Below are 24,052 nucleotides of genomic sequence, written 5' to 3' on the forward strand. Positions count from 1 at the left end.
TATTGTGCCGCGCTTTGAAAAACGGCCACCGACCCGCGAGGAAATGCACGTTGAACACTGACGAAAAAATGACTGGGGACCTGTTCGAAGTGGATAAGCGTCTGTCACTCAAGCCCGTGGTGGACTTCAACGCCTACCTGCGCAGCGCCTTCGGTGACGGCCCGTGCACCTGCATCCGCTGCAGTGCCAGCGGTGGCGATGAAAGCGGCTATGAGTTCCAGCACACTTTCAACTTCGACAGTAAACCGACCCAACGCCGCTTTGCCTCCACAGCGGGCAGTGATGTACTGATGGCGCTGAAGAAGGCATGGTTGTCGTACTCCAAGGCCGAGTTGCCGCTCAGTGGCGTGTTGGCACTGGATACGGTCAAGGAATTTGTCGAGCCACAGCTGCACAAGCGCTTGGCCCCATTGTTCCTCGCCAGCGGCTTGGTCAAGGAAGTCGACGGCGAGCTCCATCTGCAACCGCAAGCGGCCGCCTGACCTTTCAGCTCGGGGCGGCAGCTGATCAGCAGTCACCCCGACGCTGGGCCAGAAGGCGGTCCACCACCTACCGCAGACAGGCGTGCGTGTCGGCGACACTGGCTTGGGCGGCGTCAGAACAAGCGCGTAACGGTGAGCGCGACCACGGCGATACGCTCCACGCGCTCATACCCCGGTTTGTCGAGTTCTTCGCCGAACACATCCGGGTCAAGTTCGCGATAGGTCCAGCCCACTGCATCGCTGCCCAATAAAGGCATGACCGCCTTCAGGAAAGGGTCTTCCCCGGCGACGATCGCCACCCCGGTGTACAGCACCAGACTGCCGCCCAAGGCCAGGCGTGGGAGGGACTCGCCGACAATACGCACCGACAGTTCCTCACCCAGCGCCCCGCCGCCATGCCGATAGGCGCGTTCGCGGTCGTCGTTCATATAGGGTGGGTTGGCGACGATCAAATCGAACTCGCTTTGGACGCTGCCCAGCACATCACTGTGGTACGCGCTGACGTTGACCAGCCCCGCCAACTCGGCATTCACCGCCGTGAGGCGCAAGGCGCGCGGATTGATATCCACCGCCAACACTTCGGCGTCGGGCCGCGCACGGGCGATCATCAGCGCGCCCACACCTGCGCCGCAGCCGATATCCACCGCGCGCTTAATCGGCTCGAAACGCTGCTGCAGATGAGCCTCGATCAGTTGCGCGAAACGGTAACTGTCCGGCCCGAAAAACACCGCATCCGCCTGTGTGGTGGGATACGCCGAATGGGCGAACAACAGATCACTCAGGCTCGACCACCGCACCGTGCTGCGCCACAGCGAATCGTGCTGCTCGACTACATCGGCTTGCTGCAATTCTTCGCGAAAGGCATCAGGTAACAGCCCGTGATCAAACGGCATGGACCAGCCGAACACGTCACGCAGGTCCACCGCCAGCGGCGTCCCCAGACGCTGGTAAAACCGTTCATGGGTCAACGGCGTCGGCGTGATGAAACGGTAGCCGTTTTCCTTCAAGCCCCGGCCCAGGTTCAGCAGGGCGCGATCAGCGAGTTGTTGCGCAGACATGGGTGAATTCCTTAGCGCAGACGTGCGCGCAGTTGGATAAATCGGCGAGTCGCATACAACCCGGCAGGCGTGCAGTGGCGGCGTGCCGAGAGCCAGGGCAACAGTGCGGTGAGCTGCTGCTCATCGGGCAAATTCCACAACGAATCCACCAGCGCCTGAATATCCGGGTCGGCCGGGCGATGGTGCTCGCGGGAAGTCCGGCTGCCGCGCCCCGGCCGTACGGGCGCGATGCGCTCGCCGCTGATCCAGTCGCCGGCGATCCAGTCATGCAGCACCTGTTTCTCATAGCCGCTGAACACACCGAACATCGCAGCGCCAGCCCCCTCGATCAATTGCCAGAAGCGGCTGTCGGCCGGGTCCTGGTGGCGCTTGATCCAGCCCTTGTCTTCCATCGCCTTGAGAAACGCGCCGGCCTGGCCCGGCTGGGCCAGCCACTGGTTGACAGTCTTGCCCTCGAAGCGGCAGTAGTCCGAATGCATGTGCTGGCCGAAGGTGCGCTTGCGTTCGAGCATGGCGACCACCTCGTCGTGCAGATCAAACGCGTCGATCACCGCCAGCGTGCCAGGGCCAAGATCGTTAAGGCGATAACCCTCGGCAACGCGCCGGTAGAACTCCGCACGGCCCTCCCCCAGCGGCAGCAGGCTGAGCACCGACTGCGCCGCCTTGCACGCATGGCCACTGCTGGCGTTGTCGATGGTGACGTGGAGAGTGAAGTAATACGGGTCAATCCCCAGCTCGCTCAATTCGTAGGCGGTGATCAGCAGGTGCAGCGGTAGCTGCTCATAGCCGAGGTTGTAGCCGATGATTTCCGGCAAAAACGCTTCGGCACACAGTCCCAGCGCCAGCTGCAGAGCACCCTGCTGGTAGTGGGCGTCGTCGAGGCCGGCGTCGCTGTCGGCGTCGTGGTCGCTGAGCAATTTGCGGTAGATCAGCACATGGTTCTGCGCCGCTTCGCCGTCGCCCAATTCTTCCAGGTAAGTGGTGAGCAGGCCGTCGAACCGCGGATCCTGCCAATAGCGCAGCAAACCGTTGAGCCAGGCGCCGTCGACCTGTTTGGTCGGCGCCACGCGTTGCAGGAAATACAACGCCTGAGCTTTGTTCTGGAAGTAGCGCCTTGGATGGCCTTGCTGGCGTTGTTCCAAGTACCCGGCGTAGGCCTGGGCGACATCGGCACACCGCTGCTCGATCCAGGCCGACAATTCTTCAGGCAATGGCGGCAGCTCGGACGACGCCTCGCGCACCTGGCTCAATTGCCCTTGCAGAAACGCCCGCGCAGCCTCTTCAGCGCCCGGAGCTTCGCGATAGAGCTGCTGGTAAACCCCGCGATACTGGCCGTGAACCGGGTGGGTGATAGAGGCCGGTTGGCCCGACAGCGCTGTAAGTAGCGTCATGATGGCAGTTTCCGCAAAGTCCGATACAACCAGGCCTCCCGACAAGGAGGCCCCGCAAGAGCGCTGAAAACCACACGCTTCTAAAATGCAGAACCTGCGGGTATGCGGAAAATTCAATCAGGGTTGGCAAGGTACGGATCAGCGGCGATGGTCAGTTGTTCTGACCGCCATGGAGTTCGGTTCGAATGGCGCCGAGAGGCACTGATAGATGTGGCGAGGGAGCCGCCCCCGTTGGGCCGCGAAGCGCCCCCAAAAATGAGGCGGCTGCGCAGTCCAACGGGAGCAAGCTCCCTCGTCACAGAAATCCAGCAGACCTGTTATTTACGCGCCGCCTCCCACGACTTGAGCAGGTCGCCGTAGCTCACGGTCTCGCCTTTTGGCTTCTCGTTCGCCAGTTTCGGTTTCGGTGCGCCCGGTTGGTCGAACCAGTATTGCGCGTCACGCTCGGGGTTCATTTTCGGGCCGCACACCGGTTGCACTTTGGAGCGTTCCAGGCGCGTCATGATCGCGTCCTGCTCCTTGGCCAGGTTGTCCAGCGCCTGTTGCGGGGTTTTCTCGCCGCTGGCGGCCGAGGCGATGTTGCTCCACCACAGTTGCGCCAGACGTGGGTAGTCCGGCACGTTGGTGCCGGTCGGTGACCACTCGGTGCGCGCCGGGCTGCGGTAGAACTCCACCAGACCGCCGAGTTTGGGGGCCATGTCGGTCATGGCCTGGGAGTTGATGTCGGACTCACGAATCGGCGTCAAACCCACGATGGTTTTTTTCAGCGAGACGGTTTTCGAGGTCACGAACTGCGCGTAGAGCCAGGCCGCGAGTTTTTGCTTCTCAGGCGTGGATTTGAGGAAGGTCCAGGAGCCTACGTCCTGATAGCCCTTCTTCATGCCCTTTTCCCAGTAAGGTCCCACAGGCGACGGCGCCATGCGCCATTTCGGCGTGCCGTCGGCATTCACCACCGGCAAGCCCGGTTTGACCATGTCGGCGGTGAACGCGGTGTACCAGAAGATCTGCTGGGCGATGTTGCCTTGGGACGGCACCGGCCCCGACTCGGAGAAGGTCATGCCCGCCGCTTCCGGTGGCGCATAGGCTTTCATCCAGTCCACATATTTCTGCGTGGCAAACACCGCGGCCGGGCCGTTGGTGTCGCCGCCGCGGGTCACGCTGGAGCCCACCGGATGGCAGTCCTCCACGCGAATGCCCCACTCGTCCACCGGCAAGCCGTTGGGCAGGCCTTTGTCGCCGCCGCCGGCCATGGAGAACCAGGCATCGGTGAAGCGCCAGCCCAGGGACGGGTCTTTCTTGCCGTAGTCCATGTGCCCGTAGATGCGCTTGCCGTCGATTTCCTTGACGTCTTCGCTGAAGAATTTGGCGATGTCTTCATAGGCCGACCAGTTCACCGGCACGCCGAGGTCGTAGCCGTATTTCTCCTTGAACTTGGCTTTGAGCTCCGGGCGCTCGAACCAGTCGGCGCGGAACCAATAAAGGTTGGCGAATTGCTGGTCGGGCAGCTGGTAGATCTTGCCGTCCGGCGCGGTGGTGAAGGACAGGCCGATAAAGTCTTTGAGGTCGAGGGTCGGCGAGGTGAAGTCCTTGCCTTCGTTGGCCATCAGGTCGGTGATGGATTCGGTCTTGCCATAGCGAAAGTGCGTACCGATCAAGTCGGAATCGTTGACCCAGCCGTCATAGATGTTCTTGTCCGACTGCATCTGGGTTTGCAGCTTCTCGACCACGTCGCCTTCCTGAAGCAGGTCGTGGGTCAGCTTGATCCCGGTGATTTCACTGAAGGCCTTGGCCAGCACCTTGGATTCATACTCGTGGGTGGTGAGGGTTTCCGACACCACGTTGATCTTCATCCCACGGAACGGTTCCGAGGCCTTGATAAACCACTTGAGCTCCTCAAGCTGCTGCTCAGCCGTGAGCGTGGACGGTTTGAACTCGCTGCCGATCCATTTTTTCGCGGCATCTTCGTACGCATCGGCCCAAGCCGTGGCGCTCAAACCGCTGAGGGCCAGTACGGCAGCCAATGAAATGCTATGTCGCAGCTTATTGTTCTTATTCAACATAGAGACCTCCAGGTTGTTTATTTATAAGGGCATCAACCCCAACGCATCACACTCAACAGCCATACCAGGGAGAGCGCGGACGCCACCCAGATGCTCCAGTCGGTAACGCCGATAACCAGCAAATGCAGGTAGGCGCTGCCGAGAAGACCGATAAACAAGCGATCACCACGGGTGGTGCTGATCGGTAACAAACCGCGCCGGGGGATGCTCGGCGAACGCAGTTCCCAAGTGGTCATGCCCGCCAGAATCAGGGCGATGCCGCCAAAGAACAGTGCAGTGGGGGTGGTCCAGGCCATCCATTCCATCATCGACTCCTCAGACCCGGCCCAGGGCAAAGCCCTTGGCCACGTGGTTGCGAACAAACCAGATCACCAGCATGCCCGGCAGGATGGTCAACACCCCCGCCGCTGCCAGCACGCCCCAATCGATACCCGAGGCCGACACCGTGCGCGTCATCACCGCTGCGATGGGCTTGGCGTTGACCGACGTCAGGGTGCGCGCCAGGAGCAGCTCGACCCAGGAAAACATAAAGCAGAAAAACGCAGTCACACCGATGCCGGAGCCGATCAACGGGATAAAAATCTTCACGAAGAACTTCGGAAACGAGTAGCCGTCGATGTAGGCGGTTTCGTCGATTTCCTTGGGCACGCCGGACATGAAGCCTTCGAGGATCCACACCGCCAACGGCACGTTAAACAGGCAGTGAGCCAGGGCTACAGCGATGTGCGTGTCGAACAAACCGATGGACGAATACAGCTGGAAGAACGGCAGCAAGAACACCGCCGGCGGCGCCATGCGGTTGGTCAGCAGCCAGAAGAACAGGTGCTTATCCCCCAGGAAACGATAGCGCGAGAACGCATACGCCGCCGGCAGCGCCACACTCAGGGAAATCACCGTGTTCAGGCTTACGTAGTACAGCGAGTTGAGGTAGCCGGTGTACCAACTGGGGTCGGTGAAGATCACCTTGTAGTTCGCCAGGGTGAAATCCTGGGGAAACAACGTGAGCCCGCCGAGGATTTCGGTGTTGCTCTTGAAGGACATGTTCAACAGCCAGTAGATCGGCACCAGCAGGAACAGGATGTAGATCAGCAGCGGAATAAGCTTGCGTTTGCTCATGTCAGCGGCCTCAGCGGTTGGCGTCAGAGTGGGTCATGGCGGTGTAGAACAGCCAGGACACCAACAAGATGATCAGGAAATACACCAGGGAAAACGCCGCCGCCGGGCCAAGGTCGAATTGACCTACGGCCATCTGGGTCAACGTCTGACTCAGGAAAGTGGTGGCGTTACCCGGTCCACCGCCGGTCAGGACGAAGGGCTCGGTGTAGATCATGAAGCTGTCCATAAACCGCAGCATTACCGCGATCAGCAGCACGCTTTTCATCTTGGGCAGTTGGATATGTCGGAAGACTGCCCAGGCCGATGCACGATCAATCCGCGCGGCCTGGTAGTACACGTCCGGAATCGCCCGCAACCCCGAATAGCACAGCAGCGCCACCAATGAGGTCCAGTGCCATACGTCCATCACCAGCACGGTCACCCAGGCATCCGCCGTATTGGCCGCGTAGTTGTAGCTGATGCCCATGGCGTTGAGGCTGTAACCCAGCAGGCCAATGTCAGCACGGCCAAAGATCTGCCAGATGGTGCCCACCACGTTCCACGGGATCAGCAGTGGAATCGCCAGCACGATCAGTACTAGGGACGACCAGCGGCCCTTGGTCGGCATGGTCAGGGCGATGGCGATGCCCAGGGGGATTTCGATCAACAGCACGCAGGCCGAATAGATGAACTGGCGCAGCAGGGAGTCGTGCAGACGCGGGTCGAGCAATACCTGCTTGTACCAATCGGCACCGACGAAATAGCGGCTGGATTGGTCGAAAATGTCCTGCACCGAATAGTTGACCACGGTCATCATCGGGATCACCGCGCTGAACGCCACCAGCAGGAAAACCGGCAGCACCAACCACCAAGCCTTGTTGTTCTGCACCTTGTTCATGGCAGCACCTCCAGCAGGTAATCATCGGCGTAGAGCATCAGCCATTGCGCGGGAAAGCTGATGGAGGCCGTGCCTTCGGGCACCGGTTTGTCTTCGGCCAAACGCACTTTCAAGGTGGCGCCATCAAGCTTGAGCGTCATGATCTTGTAGGTGCCGAGGTCTTCCAAATGTGTGACATCGGCCTGCATGGCGTCGGGGTTGTACTCGTCCCACACGTGGATAAATTCCGGGCGGATACCCACCTGCAATTTCTTGTAGTCCGTGCTGGCGATGCGTTGTTGCAACGCCTCGGGCAATGGCAAGTGGGTGCCGGCAAACCGCACCCCGCCCGCCTCGGCCTGCACTTCGATCAGATTCATCCCAGGGCTGCCGATGAAATAGCCGACAAACGTGTGGCTAGGCCGCTCGAACAATTGCCGTGGCGTGCCGAATTGCACGATCTGCCCGCCATACATCACCGCGATCTTGTCGGCAAAGGTGGAAGCCTCCAACTGGTCATGGGTGACATAGACCATGGTGATGTTGAACTGCTCATGGATCTGCTTGAGCTTGCGCCGCAGTTTCCATTTGAGGTGCGGGTCGATCACTGTCAGCGGCTCATCGAACAGGATGGCCGACACGTCGTCACGCACCAGGCCACGGCCCATGGAGACTTTCTGTTTTTCGTCAGCGGTGAGGTTGCGCGCTTTCTTGCTCAGCAGGTTTTGCAGGTCGAGGACTTCAGCGATTTCCTGCACCTTGCTGTGAATTTTCGCTTCGGCCATGCCCTGGTTTCGCAGCGGGAACGCCAGGTTGTCGAACACGGTCATGGTGTCGTACACCACGGGGAACTGGAACACCTGGGCGATGTTGCGCTTCTCGGGCGTGAGGTCGTTGACGACTTTCGTGTCAAACAACACTTGGCCTTCGGACGGGCTGAGCAGGCCGGAAATAATATTGAGCAGGGTCGACTTGCCGCAGCCCGACGGGCCGAGCAAAGCGTAGGCGCCGCCCTGTTCCCAGACGTGGTTCATTTCCCGAATCGCGTAGTCTTCGGGCCCGGTCGGCGCGGGGTTATAGCTGTGCGCCAGGTTCTGCAAATGGATCTCGGCCATCAGGCAACCCTCGCGACACGGCGCCCGGGGGCCTGGACCAAACGGCCCTGGCCATCGAACACAAACAGTTTATGGGTGGGGATATACACGCGGATCGGCGCGTCGACGTCGTACTCATGTACCCCCGGCAGGTGCAGCACCAACAGGAAGTGTTCGCTGCGCACATGCAGGAAGGTTTCCGAGCCGCTGATCTCGGCGACTTCTACGGTTACCGCCAGCTCCAGATCGTCGTCGTTGCTCGGCACCAGGCTGATATGGCTGGGGCGCACGCCAAAGCGGAATTCGCCCTCGCCGATGGGGCGCAGGTCGACGTTCAGCGGGAAGTGCACAAAATTGGCGAAACTCACCTCGTTGCCAGCAATACGCCCAGGCATCAGGTTGATCGGTGGCTCGGAAAACAGCTCGGCGGCGAGCACCGTCTGTGGCTGGTGGTAGACCTCCGCGGCCTTGCCGCTCTGGATCACCCGGCCTTCGTGCAGGATGGTGGTGGTGCCACCCAGGGCCAGGGCTTCGTTGGGTTCGGTGGTGGCGTAAATCGCTATGGTGTGGCGGGCCTGGAACAGCTCGCGCATTTCCTGGCGCAGCTCTTCGCGTAGTTTGTAGTCCAAGTTCACCAGCGGCTCGTCGAACAGGATCAGTTCGGCATCCTTGACCAACGCGCGGGCCATGGCCGTGCGTTGCTGCTGGCCACCGGACAGCTCCAGCGGGTGGCGCTGGAGGAACTTCTCGATGCGCAGCATCCTGGCGGTTTCCAGCACCTTGCTCTGGATCACCTCGTTGGACACACCGGCCTGCCGCAACGGCGAGGCGATATTTTCGAACACGGTCATGGTCGGGTAGTTGATGAACTGCTGGTACACCATCGACACGTTGCGCAGGCGCACCGGCTTGTGGGTGACGTCGACGCCGTTCATCAGGATGCGACCGCTGTCGGGTTTGTCCAGGCCGGCCATCAAGCGCATCAGGCTGGTCTTGCCGGACAGGGTGCGACCGAGCAGCACGTTAAAGGAACCGGGTTCGAAACGCAGGGTGGCATCGTCGATCCAGGTTTGGCCTTCGACGACGCGGGAGACATGTTCCAGGGTCAATGACATGACACGACCTTTTTATTATTGGAATGAATCTGGCCAGTCGTCAGAGCGAGTTTCGTGCCAAAAACGGCAGGTGCTTGATCCACAAGGAAATGGAGTGAATGGGATGTTCGGGAGTGAACAATCGGGCTGAACAACTGAACACTCAGGGGGTTGACAATGAACAGTTCTGAACAACACTAATGGGGCCCCCGCGCCTGCGGGGCCCCATAAAAACAATAAAAACAGAAGGTCGCCCGATGGCCGAACCCTTGGCGCACGACACCATCATCCAAGACTCCTGGCGCCGTTGCCGCGCCTTCGGCCTGGACCACCAAAGCACGCCCAGCTTCGATCAATTGCCGGCCGAGGGCATCAGCCAACTGCTGGAAAGCCAGCATTCCCTGGTGCAGACCACGCACCAGGAAGTCCTGCCCTATTACGAAAACATCCTGAGCAATTCCAACTGCCTGATCATGCTGGCGGACAACCAGGGCCAGGTGTTGACCTCGTGGGGCACCCAACGCTTTATCGAGCCCAAGCTGGCCCGTGGATTCAGCGCCGGTGCCAGTTGGCAGGAGCGCTCCAGCGGTACGAATGCCATCGGCACCGCGCTGGCCTGTGCCCAGGCGGTGCATATCGAACACGACGAACATTTCCTCAAGGCCAACCGTTTCATGACCGGTTCGGCGGCGCCAATCTTCGATGCTCAGCGCGAGATCATCGCGGTGTTGGATGTGTCCAGCGACAGTTATCTGCCGCCCTCCCACACTCTGGGCATGGTCAAGATGATGAGCCAGACCGTTGAGAACCGGCTGATCCTCAATCTATTTCGTGGTGAGCATTTCCAACTGACCTTCAACACCGGCCTGAGCAACCTGGACAGCCAATGGGCGGGCCTGCTGATCTTTGATGAAAGTGGCCAGGTGCTGTCGGCCAACCGCCGCGCCGATAACCTGCTGGGCATCAGCCTGTCGCGGGTGATGATCGACAGCTTGTTCAAAGTGTCGCTGCTGGAGTTGCTCAACCAACCGGAGGGCTTGCCGTTTTCGTTGCAAGCGGCGGGACGCAATCGGTTTCAGTGCTTATTGAAACGCCCCAAGCAGATGCCAGTGCAGGCGCGCGTCTTCAGTGAGCCTGTGGTTTCGAAACAGGCGACGATTGGTCTCAACACCCTGCATTTTGGTGATGCTCGCGTAGAAAAAGCCGTGCGCCAGGCCGAGCGTTTGCTGGAAAAAGATATCCCGCTGCTGATCCACGGCGAGACTGGCGTGGGCAAAGAAGTGTTCGTCAAAGCCCTGCACCAGGCCAGCTCCCGCAGCCAGAAGGCGTTTATCGCGGTGAACTGTGCGGCGATTCCCGCTGAGCTGGTGGAATCGGAACTGTTCGGCTACGAAAAAGGCGCGTTCACCGGCGCCAATCAAAAAGGCAGCATTGGCCTGATCCGCAAGGCCGACAAGGGCACGCTGTTTCTCGATGAGATCGGTGATATGCCACTGCCGACCCAGGCGCGCCTGCTGCGCGTGTTGCAGGAGCGTTGCGTGCAACCGGTGGGCAGCAGCGAGTTGTTCCCGGTGGATTTGCGCATCATATCGGCGACCAACCGCGCACTGCGCGAGCTGGTGCAAGCCGGGCGCTTTCGCGAGGATTTGTACTACCGCATCGGCGGCCTGACCCTGGAGTTGCCACCCTTGCGCGAGCGTACCGACAAGCAGGCGCTGTTCCAGCAACTGTGGCAACAACACCGCGAGCCCACTCAATGGGCCGGTTTGAGCGCTGAGGTGTTGGCGTTATTCGAGCAGCACCCATGGCCGGGGAATCTGCGCCAGGTCAGCAGCGTTTTGCAGGTGGCGCTGGCCATGGCCGAGGAGCAACCGATACGGGCGGAGCATCTGCCGGATGATTTTTTTGTGGATTTGAACGTGGCGCCGCCGCTGCCGACCAGTGAGTACCTGGACGACAGCATTGATCTGACCCAACGTTTGAAGGCGGCCGGCGGGAATATTTCCCACTTGGCGCGGGAACTGGGGGTGAGCCGCAATACCTTGTACAAACGCCTGCGCCAGCACTAGCGGGGCTTGATCACCACCAGCAAGTCGGTGAAGTACTCCACCTGGATCGGCAGGTTATCCGCCAAGGTCGACAGGGCCGCCGCCGTATCGTCCAGCTTGAACACGCCAGACACGCGCAGGTCGCGCAGCGCTTGTGGGTCGAAACGCACCATGCCAGGACGGTAGCTGGCCAGGGTTTGCAGTACTTCGCTCAGCGGCTGGTCGTTGACTTTGAGCAGGCCGCGAGTCCAGGCGTCCGGGTCGGCATTGCCGATCGCCTGCGCAGGCATGGCGCGGCCATGGTCGAGGACGGAACGCTGGCCGGCGGTGACCTTGACGCCTTCCTCGACCTCACCTTTAACCGCCACGGTGGACTCGATCACAGTGACCACTGTTGTGCCGTCCGGCGCACGCTTGACCAGGTAACGCGTACCCAGTGCGGTCGCCGTGCCTTGGTCGGTTCGTACCACGAACGGCCGTTGCGCATCTTTGGCCACGTCTACCCAGAGTTCGCCTTGCAGCAGCTCGATCACCCGCTGGTGGCCGTCGAACTTCACGTCCACCGCCGAGTTGCTGTTGAGCTGCAACTGGCTGCCGTCTTCGAGCGCGATCTGACGGCGCTCGCCGACGCCGGTGCGCTGGTCGGCCATCCACACCGGCAGGTGCTCCAGGCTCAGCCAACCGCAGAACACGACGCCGAGCACCCCCAGCACCTGTGCGCTGCGCGCCCGTTGCGGGGCAAATGCGCGGTTCAGGGCGAGGCGAGCCGGTTGCGCCGGCACGCTGTCGAGGCTGCCCCATAAGGCGCGCATGCGGTCGATGGCCACGGCGTGGCGCGGGTCGGCCTCGCACCAGGTAGTGAAGGCCTGACGGTCAGCGTCGGTGACATCCTCATCGTGCAGGCGCGTCAGCCAATTCGCTGCTTGCTGGATGATCTGTTCGGAGTTCATGTCAGTGGATCCGCCGCGTGCAGGCTGTGATAGCAGTGCACCAGGGCGCTGGAAATGTAGTTTTTGACGGTGCTGGGGGACACCGCCAGGCGTGCGGCGATTTCGCTGTAGGTCAACCCATCGAGGCGACTCAACAGGAACGCCTCGCGGGCCTTGGTCGGTAAACCGGCGAGCATTTCGGCGATGCGTTCCAAGGCTTGTAGCGCAACATGGATCGCCGCCGGGTCGGGCATGCCGGCGTCTTCGCACTGGATGACCAGCGCTTCCATATAGGCTTTTTCGATACGCCGACGACGGGCGCCGTCGATCAGCAGGCGCCCTGCCGTGGTGGCCAGGAAGGCCCGGGGTTCCTTGATAGCTTGCGGCTCGGCCAGCATCAGGACACGGATGAATGCGTCATGTGCCAAGTCGGCGGCGTGCTGGGAGCAACCGAGTTTCCTGCGCAGCCAGCCATGCAACCAACCATGGTGCTCGCGGTACATCGCCGTAAGGGCCTGCTGACGCGCTGAGTCGCCCAGCGCGGCCGGAATGTCATGCATGCGCAAAAAATTCTCAAATGGGAAGTGTTACCAATTGCGCAAACAATGCCAGTAAAACAGCGTTGGAGCAAGCGGGCTCACATTCTCTGAAAGCCCATTCCCACAAGTGTGTCCGCTTAGCGCCAGCTCCACGACACGCCGGTGTAGATGCCACGACCATCCGCGGGTGTAGACCGAGCAACATCCAGGCCTTTGTCGTCATAGCCCGGCGTGACCGTGTTGGCGTAACGGCGGTTAGTGAGGTTGCGCAGGTCAACCCAAGCTTGCCAATCCTGCTTTGGCGCGTCGTAGCCGAACGTTGCGCCGACGATCGTATAGGCCGCGGCGTAGTAGGAGTTGGCGTAGTCCACCGCCACCTTTGATGAATGCTCGGTGTTGAGGCTGGTGTAGAAACCGGTCGGGTGGCTGTAGCGCAGTTGCGCCTGATAGTAGTGCTTGGGGATGCCCGGCAAGGTGTTGCCACCGAAGCGGTCGTCGTCACGGTAATGGAAGTCGCTGAAGGTGTAGGCCTGGCGCAGGTCAAGCTTGCCGCTGCGGCCGCCATCCCACACCGGGCTGAGCAGGCCCAGTTCCACACCTTGATGCACGGTGGGGCTGGCGTTGGATTCAACGACGACTGTTAATGCTTCAGTCTGGGTTTCCACAGCGAGCAGTTCGTGCCGCACTTCGGAGCGGTAAAGCGCCAGGTCCCACTGGCCGAGCCACGCTTCACCGCGACCGCCGACTTCCAGGGTGGTAGCGGTCTGGTTTTTCAGGCTGACGCCTTCGCGCGCCAGGCCAGTGGCCGGTCCGCTCTTCTCCGGGAAGTACTTGTTGGAACCCCAGATCATCGACCACGCGTGCGGCGGCTCGACCGAGCGGCTGAGGTTGCCGTACACCTGCAATTGCGGGTTGAAGTCGTAACGCAGCCCGATGCGAGGCGCGTAGTCCCAATCGTGCTGGCTGAGCGGCGCCTGGCCTTCGGGATAGCTGACCTGGGTTTCGCGGCGGGTGTAGATGGCGGCCAGGCCGGTGGTCAGCCACAGGTCTGGTATCAGTTCCAGGTCGTTGCCGATATGCAACACGGTGTCGGAACCGAGGTAGCTGTAGTCGCGGGTCTTGGTGCCGGGGGCGTAGCTGGCCGTGTTGCCAGCGGGAATGCGCACATACTCGGCACCGCCGTTATTGGGCATCGCCTGGGTGGTGCGCAGGCCTAGGGTGGTTTTGCTGTCGTGACCGAACACCGTGTCCTGGCGGATGTAATTGAGGGTGCTGCTGACGTCGGTGTAGGCGACTTTCAGACGGATAGTGCCCTCGCGCAGGTCCATCGGGTAATCGTGATACGCCAGGCCAACTTCAAGGCGGGAGTTGTCGTCCAGTTGCAGGGTGGTTTTGTTGGCGATCCAGGTTGAGCCGGGTTGCAGGCGCTTGGAGTCGCGAGCGGCGTTGAGGCTGTTGGCGGCGCGCGGGTCGTGACTGATCTGGTCGCGGGTGAGTTTGCCGGGGGTGTCGTTGGTGGTTTCGCGGTAACGGAAATAAAAGCGGGTTTCCAGATTCGGGTTAAAGCGATAGCCGAAGTTGGCGGCCACGCCCTTGCCCGTGGCCGCGCTTTGGCGCTGGTAGCCGTCGGATTCCGAGTCAGTCAGGCTGATGTAGTAGTCCGCATCCCCCAGCACCTGCCCCGAACTGATCTCGCGCTGGGCGTAGCCACGACTGCCCGCCTCATAGCGCACCTGCAGCTTGGGTGCGTCGTAGCCGGTTCGGGTCACGTAGTTGACCGCGCCACCGAGCGCCAGGGCGCCCTGATCAAAACCGTTGGCGCCGCGTAACACCTCGACCCGGCTTTGCCATAACGGATCCTTGAGCTCGTACGGTGTGCCACCGGGACCGGTCAGCGGCAGACCATCGAACATCTCGTAGAGCCCCGACGCATGGGAGCCAGGGCTGCGGTTGAGGCCCGAACCGCGAATGGACAGTTTCACCCCTTCGTTATTCGCCGCCTTGGCGTACACCCCCGGCTGATACTTGAACACATCTTCGTTGGTGCTCACCCGCCCCTGCTGCACGCTGCTCATGTCGATGTAATTGATGGCGCCGGGCACGCTCTTGAGCTGCGCCTGGGCGACTTCTCCAGCCGTGGCTTCAGCGGTGGTGACTTCGACCGGTGCCAGCTGCAAGTCTTCGGCATGCACCAGCGAGCTTAAGGTCAGGGCGGCAAACAGGAATGGAGGTTGGCGCAGCAGCATGGGTGAGTCCTTGAAATGCGGGGGCGTGACGGCTGGGCCGTCACGCGAACAGTGATGGGAAGCCAGCGATGATCACCAAGTCACGCCTTTTTAATGGACCAGACCCTTCCCACAACACCTTCGGACCCGCTTTCTTTTTAAGTCCAAAAACGAATTAACACATGCAAACTCAGTATTTAAAGAAATAACCACTAACCATTATTGTGGAGCCACTGAGTCACCTACGAGATAACCCTGATGCCAACATCCGCGAACGTCATTGACTTTACCCTTCACCGCAAACGCCGCCAGGCCCGCGCAGCGGCTGAGTTGATGTGGACGATGTACGCGGCACGCGCAGGGTTGGCGGTGTTTACCAACCACGCTGCGACGCCCAGCGATACCCGCCGGGCGTAGGCCGATGAATTTCCTGCATGTGCTTCCCGAACCTCCCGCCCCCCTACCCAAACCTACTACGGACGACGATGTAATCAGCCTGTGCGTCGCACATAACCTGCAACGCCTGCGCAGCAAGCGCCATTTGTCACTGGACGGACTGGCCCGTGCCTGTGGCGTGAGCCGGGCGATGCTGGCGCAGATCGAATCCGGGCGCAGCGTGCCGTCGATCAAGGTGCTGTGCAAGATTGCCAAAGGATTGAAAGTGTCGGTGGCGGCGTTCCTGGAAGACCGCGCATTCGAAGGGGTCGAGGTGTTGCCGGCGCAACAGAGCAAACGCCTGGTGAGTGCCGATGGGGCGTTTATCAGTCGAGCGTTGTTTCCCTACGATACGGCGCGCCAGTCGGAGTTCTACGAGATCCGCCTGCGCGCTCTGGGTGAGGAAGTGTCCGCAGGCCATGGCCCAGGCATCCAGGAAAACCTGGTGGTCGCCCAGGGCGTATTGGAAGTCAGCGTCAATGAAGAGCGCTACTTGCTGTCTACCGGCGATTCGATCCTGTTCTACGCCGACCAGCCCCACCGCTACCGCAACCCGGCGGACAGCGAGGCGGTGGCGTTCCTGGTGATCACCTACCCAGAACGGTTGGACTGAATGCAAAACGCCCCGACTATTCGGGGCGTTTTTGGTTGCGCGGGACCTGTCAGCAGGTGCAGCACATCATTGGCATGCCGTTGCAGCTCATCATCATCGGCATGGCGCAATCGCTCATCAACTTGTTCATGAGCATGCAGCAGTTGTCCATCATGGCCATGCTCATGCCCGGCATCGGCATCATTTTGCACAGCATGCCATCGGCCTGCATCGTGCATTCCATCACGCACTTCATCATCGGCATCGACATGCCCATCGGCATCATCATCGGCATATTCATGCTCGCCATCATGGCCATGGCGTCGGCCGACAGGCACATCATCGACATATTGGCGCACTGCATCATCATCGGCATGCCGCAGTTCATCATCATCGCCATCATCTCGGCGTTGGTCTTGAACTGAGCCATGTCCATGCCGGCGGCAGGCTTCATGGTGCACATCATCGCGTCACCGGCCATTTCGCACTTCATGGTCGCCATCATCATCGGCATGCCCATCATCGGCATCATTGGCATGGCGGTGTTCATCGGCATCTGCATTGCGTTCATCATGTTCGAAACTCCGTAATCGACAGGAAATGGCTAAGTTCTGGCGCCGATTCTAGTGATGCCGGAGCGCTGCACAAGACGACGGCAGAGCAGCGGGAATGGGTGTTGCGCAGCCCGTTTAGTCAACCGCAACAGCGAAACGTAATGTGATGACCGGGATTGCGCTGTGATGACAACGGTTTGGTAAATCAAAACAGCGTAATCGATGTGATGGATATTCGAACCAGGAATACCCACCAACCTTAAGGAAATAAACGATCTAACGCTGGCTCAGAAACACCAGCCTCAGGTCCGGCTGTACTGCAATTCCAGCGTGGTGCTGATCAGGCGAGTGAAGATGGTGAGTATCTCGACCATTTGCGGGTTTTCCAGTTTTTTGGGGAGTACGTCCAAAGCGCATAGGGTGCCGAAGACGCTGCCATCGGAGAAGACAATCGGCAGTGAGATATAGCTTTCGAAGCCATGCTCCCTGGGCAATGGGTTTTGCCAGAAAACCGGATCCTTGCTGGCGTGTTCGATGATGATGGGGGTGGGATTAGCACGCAGACCGTTGCACAGCGTGGCTTCAAGCTGCAATTCATAGCCGACCTCCACGCCGAATGCAGCTCGTCGTACACCGCACATGCCACCCAATGGGTATCGGTCATTTTCGAGATCGCCGAGAAGCGCATATCCGTCAGGCGTGTAGCCAGCCGCAGAATATTGGACGCCGTTTCTATCTCGGCGATGACCGCCAGTTCTTCAGAGGTTAAAGGTTTGATAGCGCTCTCCTGATTCTCAAATAAAACCAAGCAGCCCTATACCTGGGCTATTGCAGCTCATTCGCGAAACGCCCCACCGCGTTCACCACCTGCTTGGCGCCACCCTGGATCTCGGTGATGACGGCGCCAGCCTGGTTGGCCAGTGTCAGGCCTTGCTCAGCCTGCTCGCGACTGCTGAACATTTCTGTGATGGCTTCGTCGGCGAGGCGCTGGTTCTGCTGGACCACGCTGACGATCTCTTCGGTCGCTGTGCTGGTACGGCTGGCCAATTGCCTTACCTCATCAGCTACGACCGCAAATCCACGGCCCTGTTCACCCGCCCGGGCGGCCTCAATTGCGGCATTGAGCGCGAGCAGATTGGTTTGCGCGGCGATGCCCCCGATGGTCTGCACAATCGCGCTGATCAGCAACGATTGTTTGCCCAACGCCTCAATGCTCCCGGTGGCGGATTGCATTTGCAGAGCAATGTTTTGCATAGTCTGTACAGTGTTCTGCACAACCGCGGCGCCACGTTCGGCCGTGACATCGGTTTGCAGCGACACCTCGTAGGCCACGCCGGCGGCGGCCTTGACCTCGGACTCGCGCAGGACCTGGTCGGTGACCACGCTGGCAAACTTGACCACTTTGCACAGCTTGCCTTCCGCATCGTGCACCGGGTTGTAGGTAGCTTCGAGCCACACCTCGTTGCCACGGCTGTCCACGCGTTTGAAGCGGCTGGCGACAAATTCGCCGCGATTGAGGGTTTGCCAGAACGCGGCGTAACCGCTCGAAGCGGCCTCCTGCGTGGTGCAGAACATACTGTGTTTTTTGCCGACGATCTGATCGAGCGTGTAGCCCATGGCGTCGAGGAACTGGGTATTGGCGGTGACCACCGTTCCGTCCAGTCGGAACTGGATGACGGCCGTCGAACGTATCAACGCGTTGATAAACGCTTCGTTTTCTTTGGCTTGCTCAATGGCGCGACTGACTTCGGTGCCGTAGCCCTGGATCTGCGACAGCCGGCCGTCACGCCCTCTGATCGGGCACCATGTCAGGTTGATCCACGCCAGGCTGGCATCACTGCGCAGGAAGCGGTAATCGTCACTCACCGGCTCTGAACGGGCGATTGCTGCGTTGAAGTCACGAAAACAGGGTAAATCCATGACGTAAGGCGGAACAATTTCACTCAGGAGTCGACCCTGCAACTGTTCGCGGGAGTAGCCCAAAGCCCGGGCAAAATCCTCGTTGACGGCCGTAAGCCGCAAGTCAGCATCCAGGCATATGGAGAGCATGCCACGGTCATACTGCGCAACAAGCTGTCGTAACTGGAAAAGCTCGTCGTCCCGGTCCTGCAGATCCTTCTTCAAACGGCGATTAAACATGGCGGCGTCCCTGGGGTAGTCATCACTGCATCGGCCATGCGGCCTACGGCTTAAGCATAGGCCGACGAATAGTCACTTGCCCCTCAGTTGTACCGCTCAACGAAGATGGATTAATCGCCGGGCTTATCCAGTGCCTGCATCAGATCGTCTGCCTCGGATCCCACCGCAAACCTGAACCCGTACATCTCATCAGCCGCCAGTATTTCCCGAAGGGCCTCGATCAACTGCGCTTCGGTGGGTGAGTCACGCAGCAGTTTGTGCGCAGGCAATAACAACTCGGCGGGAACTCCCTCGATACTCGCGGCGTTGATCACCGCAAAGAGGATAAAGCGCAGGCGTATCTCGCGGTCCGTCGGCCACACCGTTTTTCGCTTCCCCAAGGTAGGGCCTCACTTTTTCGGAAAAGTCCGAGGCTATTGCCGACGTCGGGGTGTTTCAAGCACGGGGGTGCAAGATAGGCTGTTTCCTACAACCAAAAGAGAAAGACCTTACCTGCACGAGGATTAGGGTAGTGCATATCGGGCTGACGCTACCGCGTTGCCTGCCGGCAGCTCACTGTACTGGCAGGAAATTCATCAGCAATAAGCTTTGCGCATAGTTGAGACCTATACGCCGGTATCGTTCATCAAGCATCTGTGTCAGCAGATCGAGGCGCGCCACGATCTTGCCAAATTCCACCGCAAAACTAAGGTTGCTGCCCTCCTCCGATATCTCATTGGAAAACAACAGCAACACGCCATTCGCATCCTGGCGCTTGCTGAGCAGCCATGTGGCCTTCTCGATATTGCGCGCGGCATTGCTGACAAACTGTGGATTGATCGAGTCGGTTATGTAGAACTCGGTGCGCCCACCATGGGCTGTCACCAGCATGCTGCCGATCGCATAGATAAACGCACCGACTCGATCGCCCTGAAACTCTGGGCTCAAGGAGTAGCTCAAGGCGACCAGATCGCGACGCTCGCCCAGGGCGGGCAGCGGTCGTCGCTGCTCAATCGCCTGGCGAATCTCTCGCTCGGCACTCACCGCATCCGGGTAACCCGACTGTCGCCACTGGCTGGGATTGCGCAGATAGAGCTTGCTCATCAGTAAATACAAACTTTGCAGGTTGTCACGCATGCCCAGGGTCGCCATACGATCGACACTGGTTTGAAAGAACTCATCGGGCTTTCCATTGCTGAACTGCTTGGCAATGTCCTGCCCCTGTTGCTGGGTGCAACCGGTGGCGCCGAGTACAAACATCGCAACCAACAGCAGTGGCCGGCGTAGGCGACGAATGATTGAAAGAGGAAACGTACGATCCATCGAAACCCGATCTTGTTCTACTGCCCTCGCGGGGAATCGGCGGGGCTGGGACAAGGATAGAGCCGAGAAATCAAAAAAAGTGCGACCGATATCGGCAGATTGTGTTCGAAGTGTGTGCCAGAGCGCTTCGTGACGAATTCGTCACAGGGTCTATACTTCTGGAAGCAGTTGAATGTGTTGTTGGCGAGCCAGGGTTGCATTTCCATTTTCGAGCGTTCTGGCGCATATATGTACATTGCCTACGGCACTACCACCAGCAACTGCCTACGAGGTGACGGCGATGAAGCATCCAATTCGAGCACAGATGTTTGCCCAGATGATTTGCCTGCTTTCGGTGGCTCAGCTTTTCTGCTGATTGAGATGAGAAACTGCCTTTAACAGTGGCTGCGGGTGTGGCAGTGAGAGGTATTGCCCATCTGACTCCAAAATCCCAAAACCAAAAAAGCCCCGCATTGCGGGGCTTTCGTATGAATCTTGGTGGGAAACCAGGGATTCGAGCGCTTCTTGGACACCACATAGCATCTCTAGGCCAAGAAGTGCCCATGCTGGATCTACTTGTGCTTGCCAGCGCATTCGGCAACCGCGAAGAAAATATACTTCATCGGCGCTCAACCATTCGAGTCCCGTGAGGCACGTACTTCAACAGAGACGGAAGTCTTTTTCAGCGCTTCCTCTACTGGCAAAAGACCGCCCCCTAACGTGGAGTCATTATTTGGCTTGGCGAAGCACAAGCTCCGACAGACGGGTTTTAACTCGGAAGCAGAACTCGCGAATTTGAAATTGATAAGCGGGCATAACCATGTAGTTTAAATCGGGGCCTAACGAGTCTTTAATTTCCATGTATTTAGCAGTTTTGGCAGCAATGGCTTGGTATTCCGCTTCATATTTGGCGTAAGACGCTTTGTTATAAACCTTTAAAACATCCAGCTCTTTACGGCATTGCTCAGCGCGATTTTGATTTAGGTCTGTTTCTGATTCTGACTGAGCGGCTTCAGCAGAGGCATGGACTGGGGATTCAGCACTGGCGTTCGCAGCAGGTGCAGCTTCATAACGCACAGTCCAATTTTCTGGTGTCGAATGGGCGACTTCAGGTGGTGCTTCATGGACCACGGCAGGGGGTGGAGTCACGTTAGGTTTTTCTGGAGTTTTCGTAGCGCATCCCGAGAGGGCAAGTCCTACCACTACAACGATGCCACACATTTTATCCATCGGTTTCACCAAGAAGTAATTACGGTTGGCTGAGTCGTTAGGTTCTGGGTAAAAGTCATAACTCATTCAGTGATCGAGTGTAAATTTTCTACCAGACTCAAGGCGCTCAGCCTCTCTTCCTTGAGTGCACAGATGAGCGATAATAGTAAAAAAACAAAAAGATGACGAGTAAAAGCTCTTCAGAAAAGCCACAAAATTATTGGGACAATTTATGGGACCAAACTAAGCATGCCCCCTGATTGGGGATGCTGAGCGGGAGAATCCGGACCGACGCATCAGGAAGGCAAAGGAGGTACAACGCGGCTACTAAGCCACTGTGGTGGTTTCAACTTCGTGATAGAAGGCCCAAGACAGCACCGAAAGTTATCGACATTCGCGGCCCGAGTCAGCCACTGGTGCACGGTGAGCAGGCGGTTACCAAACGGGTTACAGAAGGAGATATACAACCGTCAAATCCTTCGAATAGGCAAATTTAGGCATGCCTATGACGAACCGTCTTCCGCAACCAGAACTCCAGAAACACGAAAGCCCCGCATTTGCGGGGCTTTCGTTTGAATCTTGGCGGGAAACCAGGGATTCGAACCCTGGAGACGCTATTAACGTCCGCCGGTTTTCAAGACCGCAATGCAAACTCAAGCGGGCTGGTACCTTGAAGGCCTTCGGCGTTCCTTTACTCACAGCAACCAACCAAGCTACAGGCCACATTCTGCAAGGGGTGCGGTTTTGGTTTGGGAACTGTTTTTGCCCCTCCCCCGGCGTTCTGCCGAATGAAAAAATACCAAAAAAGCCAAAGACCTATGAGATACACCATGACTGCTTTCGGCCAAAAGCGGACGTCGAATATCTATAAAAGCGGTTGCTATTCATAGTGACTGTATCTCTACATTTGAAATTGCCTGACCAACTTGTTCAATTCGACCGCTAACTTTGTGAGCTCGGACGTTGCGATAGCTGTCTGACTGGAGCCCTCTGCCGCTTGACTTGAAAGGTCACGGATGCTCACTAGACTGCGATCTACCTCCCTTGCAACCTGAGCCTGCTCTTCCGATGCGGTTGCAATCAGGACGTTGCGCTCCGTTATATTGTCGATAGATTCAGTAATCTCCACCAAAGCCGAACCGGCACCTTGAGCAGTGTCTAATGTTTTCTGGGCTTGGGTGTTCGTCTGGGTCATTGCGGATACGGCAGATCCAGTACCTTTCTGAATTGAGCTGATCATCTGCTCAATTTCACTGGTTGATTGCTGAGTACGATGAGCCAAAGCCCTGACCTCATCTGCGACTACTGCGAAGCCTCGACCAGCCTCACCAGCACGAGCAGCTTCGATAGCAGCGTTTAACGCAAGAAGATTGGTCTGTTCGGCGATAGCACGAATAACATCCAAAACCTTGCTAATGTCAGTGGCCATTACGGCGAGCCCTTGAACCTCTTGGGATGCATCTTCGACATTTGCGACCATCAGGCTGATGGCCTGCACAGTTTCGTCAACGCGTGCGCGGCCAGCCAAAGCGGCAGAGTTGGATCGATTAGCGGCCTCGGAGGCTGAAGACGCATTTCTAGCCACCTCCTCAACAGCTGCACTCATCTCAGTGACTGCAGTTGCCGCCATTTCGACTTCATTATTTTGACGCAACATACCTTTATTGGCATCTTCGGTGACAGCATGCATTTCTTCAGAAGTTGATGCCAACTGGTTGGAAGAATCAGATATCAAAGAAAGGGTATTTCGTAGACTATGTTGCATTGCGCCTAAAGCTTGCATGAGCCTGGCCACCTCATCGTGCCCTTTTGCTTCAATGACTCCGGTGAGATCGTTTTTAGCAATGCGCTCAGCAATAGCTAGTGTTTGACTAATAGGGTTCGTAATACTTCGGGTATACATCAGGGCAAGTACAATAGCAGCCAAGGTGCTGATTAATATAAAACCACCAACGATCAATTTAGCTTGCTCATAGGTTCGGCTCGCCTCTTCGCCAGCCCGTTTCGCTTTATTATTATTAACTTCTATCATTGCTTTGATATCGCTCTCAACGGCGTCAGCAGATTGCTTCATCGACTCGCTGGAAAGCTTGACTGCCTCATCTAAATTCCCTGAAGAAATGAAAGAAAGATATTGATCTTGTAAGACCTGATAGCTGGTAAGGCTTGTTGAAAGCGTATCAATTTTCTGCCTGCCCATCGGGGTTACGATCAGCGGCTGCAAATTCGAAATCAAATTCTGGATATTAATTCTTGCCTTTTTCAACTCCTCTAAAGCCTGCGCTTTTCGGCTTTCTGGCTCTACAGGGTTTCGCAACCGTGCGTTGCTCCCTCTGATGCTTACGAACTCCCTGTCAATGACCCCAAGCATGGATATGCTGGGTACGACATTCGTCTCAACGAAACTTTCAGAATCCTTCAAACTCGACGCCTGTTTGAGAGCGATGAGCCCCAGCGAAATTATCATCAGGCAAAAGAAACCGAAGCATAGAGCTGAGCGTGGAGCAAGGTTGAGTTTGCGCAATATCATAATAAAAGCCTCGTCTGAATTGTAAGCTATGTCGTCAGTTGTCGTGAGCGCTTAAGTACCATTCGTCGAGTAATGCGGCGCAACGAGGAAAGTCTGGCTTTTTATTTGAAACATTATGTTTCTAAACGTCTCTATCACAGATTTAACCTTAGACACCGAATGAAACAGCGTTCCAGATGCGTTTGTTGTTACTGGGGTGAGCGCCGACCAAGCTTTAAAGCGACAAATCCCCTACAACGCATAGGCACTTAACAATCAGCCCGCGAAATGGCTTTACACTTAGTTGACTACGTTCAGAGCGGTGCGTGTGATTCGATTAATTTAGTCGAGGTAAGCTCCGCACAATCGTCATAGCGGACCGTTCAAAGATCAAGTGAGGAACACTTCGGCTTTTCATCATTACGACTTTCCCGTCATCCT

21 protein-coding genes and 2 pseudogenes are annotated in these 24,052 nt (G+C 58.1%); 4 read left to right on the forward strand and 19 right to left on the reverse strand.

The genetic code is table 11. The features are described from left to right. Positions 1 to 50: 50 nt before the first annotated feature. The gene (locus tag G9Q84_RS11685; protein WP_032889566.1) at positions 51 to 482 is read left to right on the forward strand and encodes a hypothetical protein; all 432 of its coding nucleotides are present in this window, start codon (positions 51 to 53) and stop codon (positions 480 to 482) included. A 113-nt stretch (positions 483 to 595) separates the two neighbouring features. On the opposite strand, the gene G9Q84_RS11690 is transcribed toward G9Q84_RS11685, so the two are convergent. The 8 genes from G9Q84_RS11690 to G9Q84_RS11725 form a co-directional block, all read right to left on the reverse strand. Next, on the reverse strand, positions 596 to 1,540 hold the full coding sequence (locus G9Q84_RS11690; RefSeq protein ID WP_181643354.1) for a methyltransferase: 945 nt from the start codon (positions 1,538 to 1,540) through the stop codon (positions 596 to 598). A gap of 11 nt (positions 1,541 to 1,551) precedes the next feature. After that, complete coding sequence (locus G9Q84_RS11695) at positions 1,552 to 2,931, reverse strand: iron-containing redox enzyme family protein (protein ID WP_032889570.1); 1,380 nt, start codon at positions 2,929 to 2,931, stop codon at positions 1,552 to 1,554. A gap of 317 nt (positions 2,932 to 3,248) precedes the next feature. After that, entirely contained in the window at positions 3,249 to 4,991 is a 1,743-nt protein-coding gene (locus G9Q84_RS11700) for an ABC transporter substrate-binding protein (RefSeq protein WP_032889572.1), read from the reverse strand. Positions 4,992 to 5,023: 32 nt separating this feature from the next. After that, entirely contained in the window at positions 5,024 to 5,296 is a 273-nt protein-coding gene (locus G9Q84_RS11705) for a DUF2160 domain-containing protein (protein ID WP_014718862.1), read from the reverse strand. A 10-nt stretch (positions 5,297 to 5,306) separates the two neighbouring features. Further along, positions 5,307 to 6,107, reverse strand: a complete 801-nt coding sequence (locus tag G9Q84_RS11710; RefSeq protein ID WP_003232361.1) for a carbohydrate ABC transporter permease — start codon at positions 6,105 to 6,107, stop codon at positions 5,307 to 5,309. A gap of 10 nt (positions 6,108 to 6,117) precedes the next feature. Continuing rightward, entirely contained in the window at positions 6,118 to 6,984 is an 867-nt protein-coding gene (locus tag G9Q84_RS11715; protein ID WP_032889576.1) for a carbohydrate ABC transporter permease, read from the reverse strand. Next, complete coding sequence (locus tag G9Q84_RS11720; RefSeq protein ID WP_122822437.1) at positions 6,981 to 8,078, reverse strand: ABC transporter ATP-binding protein; 1,098 nt, start codon at positions 8,076 to 8,078, stop codon at positions 6,981 to 6,983. The genes G9Q84_RS11715 and G9Q84_RS11720 overlap by 4 nt, the downstream gene beginning before the upstream one ends. Beyond that, positions 8,078 to 9,172, reverse strand: a complete 1,095-nt coding sequence (locus G9Q84_RS11725; RefSeq protein WP_032889580.1) for an ABC transporter ATP-binding protein — start codon at positions 9,170 to 9,172, stop codon at positions 8,078 to 8,080. Before G9Q84_RS11725 ends, G9Q84_RS11720 begins: the two co-directional genes overlap by 1 nt. A 236-nt stretch (positions 9,173 to 9,408) precedes the next feature. On the opposite strand from G9Q84_RS11725, the gene G9Q84_RS11730 reads away from it, so the two are divergent. After that, complete coding sequence (locus G9Q84_RS11730) at positions 9,409 to 11,220, forward strand: sigma-54-dependent Fis family transcriptional regulator (RefSeq protein WP_122681263.1); 1,812 nt, start codon at positions 9,409 to 9,411, stop codon at positions 11,218 to 11,220. Here G9Q84_RS11730 and G9Q84_RS11735 read toward each other — a convergent pair. From G9Q84_RS11735 to G9Q84_RS11745, 3 genes are all read right to left on the reverse strand, one after another. Further along, a complete protein-coding gene (locus tag G9Q84_RS11735) occupies positions 11,217 to 12,149 on the reverse strand; it encodes a FecR family protein (RefSeq protein WP_122756492.1) in 933 nt (310 codons plus the stop codon). The two genes, G9Q84_RS11730 and G9Q84_RS11735, sit on opposite strands and share 4 nt — an antisense overlap. Continuing rightward, positions 12,146 to 12,688: a sigma-70 family RNA polymerase sigma factor gene (locus tag G9Q84_RS11740; protein ID WP_032889583.1), complete on the reverse strand. Its 543-nt coding sequence runs from the start codon at positions 12,686 to 12,688 to the stop codon at positions 12,146 to 12,148. Before G9Q84_RS11740 ends, G9Q84_RS11735 begins: the two co-directional genes overlap by 4 nt. A 116-nt stretch (positions 12,689 to 12,804) precedes the next feature. Continuing rightward, on the reverse strand, positions 12,805 to 14,913 hold the full coding sequence (locus G9Q84_RS11745) for a TonB-dependent receptor family protein (protein WP_181643355.1): 2,109 nt from the start codon (positions 14,911 to 14,913) through the stop codon (positions 12,805 to 12,807). 237 nt (positions 14,914 to 15,150) lie between these two features. Here G9Q84_RS11745 and G9Q84_RS11750 point away from each other — a divergent pair, with 237 nt between their 5' ends. Together G9Q84_RS11750 and G9Q84_RS11755 are read left to right on the forward strand one after the other, a co-directional pair. Further along, complete coding sequence (locus G9Q84_RS11750) at positions 15,151 to 15,309, forward strand: hypothetical protein (RefSeq protein WP_163033225.1); 159 nt, start codon at positions 15,151 to 15,153, stop codon at positions 15,307 to 15,309. A 4-nt stretch (positions 15,310 to 15,313) separates the two neighbouring features. Next, positions 15,314 to 15,940 (forward strand): helix-turn-helix domain-containing protein, encoded by a 627-nt coding sequence (locus G9Q84_RS11755; protein ID WP_099601318.1) that lies wholly within the window; start codon positions 15,314 to 15,316, stop codon positions 15,938 to 15,940. A gap of 49 nt (positions 15,941 to 15,989) precedes the next feature. On the opposite strand, the gene G9Q84_RS11760 is transcribed toward G9Q84_RS11755, so the two are convergent. The 8 genes and pseudogenes from G9Q84_RS11760 to G9Q84_RS30005 all read right to left on the reverse strand — a co-directional run. Continuing rightward, positions 15,990 to 16,493 carry a hypothetical protein gene (locus tag G9Q84_RS11760; RefSeq protein WP_164440486.1) on the reverse strand — a complete coding sequence of 168 codons (504 nt, stop codon included), beginning with the start codon at positions 16,491 to 16,493 and terminating at the stop codon, positions 15,990 to 15,992. A gap of 282 nt (positions 16,494 to 16,775) precedes the next feature. Then, positions 16,776 to 17,251 (reverse strand): annotated as a pseudogene (locus tag G9Q84_RS11765) (GAF domain-containing protein). Between the two features lie 47 nt (positions 17,252 to 17,298). Next, complete coding sequence (locus G9Q84_RS11770; RefSeq protein WP_032889586.1) at positions 17,299 to 18,612, reverse strand: methyl-accepting chemotaxis protein; 1,314 nt, start codon at positions 18,610 to 18,612, stop codon at positions 17,299 to 17,301. A gap of 110 nt (positions 18,613 to 18,722) precedes the next feature. Beyond that, positions 18,723 to 18,992 (reverse strand): hypothetical protein, encoded by a 270-nt coding sequence (locus tag G9Q84_RS11775; protein WP_095184460.1) that lies wholly within the window; start codon positions 18,990 to 18,992, stop codon positions 18,723 to 18,725. A 172-nt stretch (positions 18,993 to 19,164) separates the two neighbouring features. Then, entirely contained in the window at positions 19,165 to 19,914 is a 750-nt protein-coding gene (locus tag G9Q84_RS11780; protein WP_032889588.1) for a hypothetical protein, read from the reverse strand. A 708-nt stretch (positions 19,915 to 20,622) separates the two neighbouring features. Next, entirely contained in the window at positions 20,623 to 21,189 is a 567-nt protein-coding gene (locus tag G9Q84_RS29285; RefSeq protein WP_233896834.1) for a hypothetical protein, read from the reverse strand. A gap of 814 nt (positions 21,190 to 22,003) precedes the next feature. Further along, a complete protein-coding gene (locus G9Q84_RS30000) occupies positions 22,004 to 22,885 on the reverse strand; it encodes a methyl-accepting chemotaxis protein (RefSeq protein WP_455885242.1) in 882 nt (293 codons plus the stop codon). Continuing rightward, positions 22,862 to 23,632: pseudogene (locus tag G9Q84_RS30005) on the reverse strand (MCP four helix bundle domain-containing protein); the annotation flags it as partial. The gene G9Q84_RS30000 and the pseudogene G9Q84_RS30005, both read right to left, overlap by 24 nt. Between the last annotated feature and the right edge of the window lie 420 nt (positions 23,633 to 24,052).

Source organism: Pseudomonas sivasensis, assembly GCF_013778505.1.
Taxonomy (GTDB): Bacteria; Pseudomonadota; Gammaproteobacteria; order Pseudomonadales; family Pseudomonadaceae; genus Aquipseudomonas; species Aquipseudomonas sivasensis.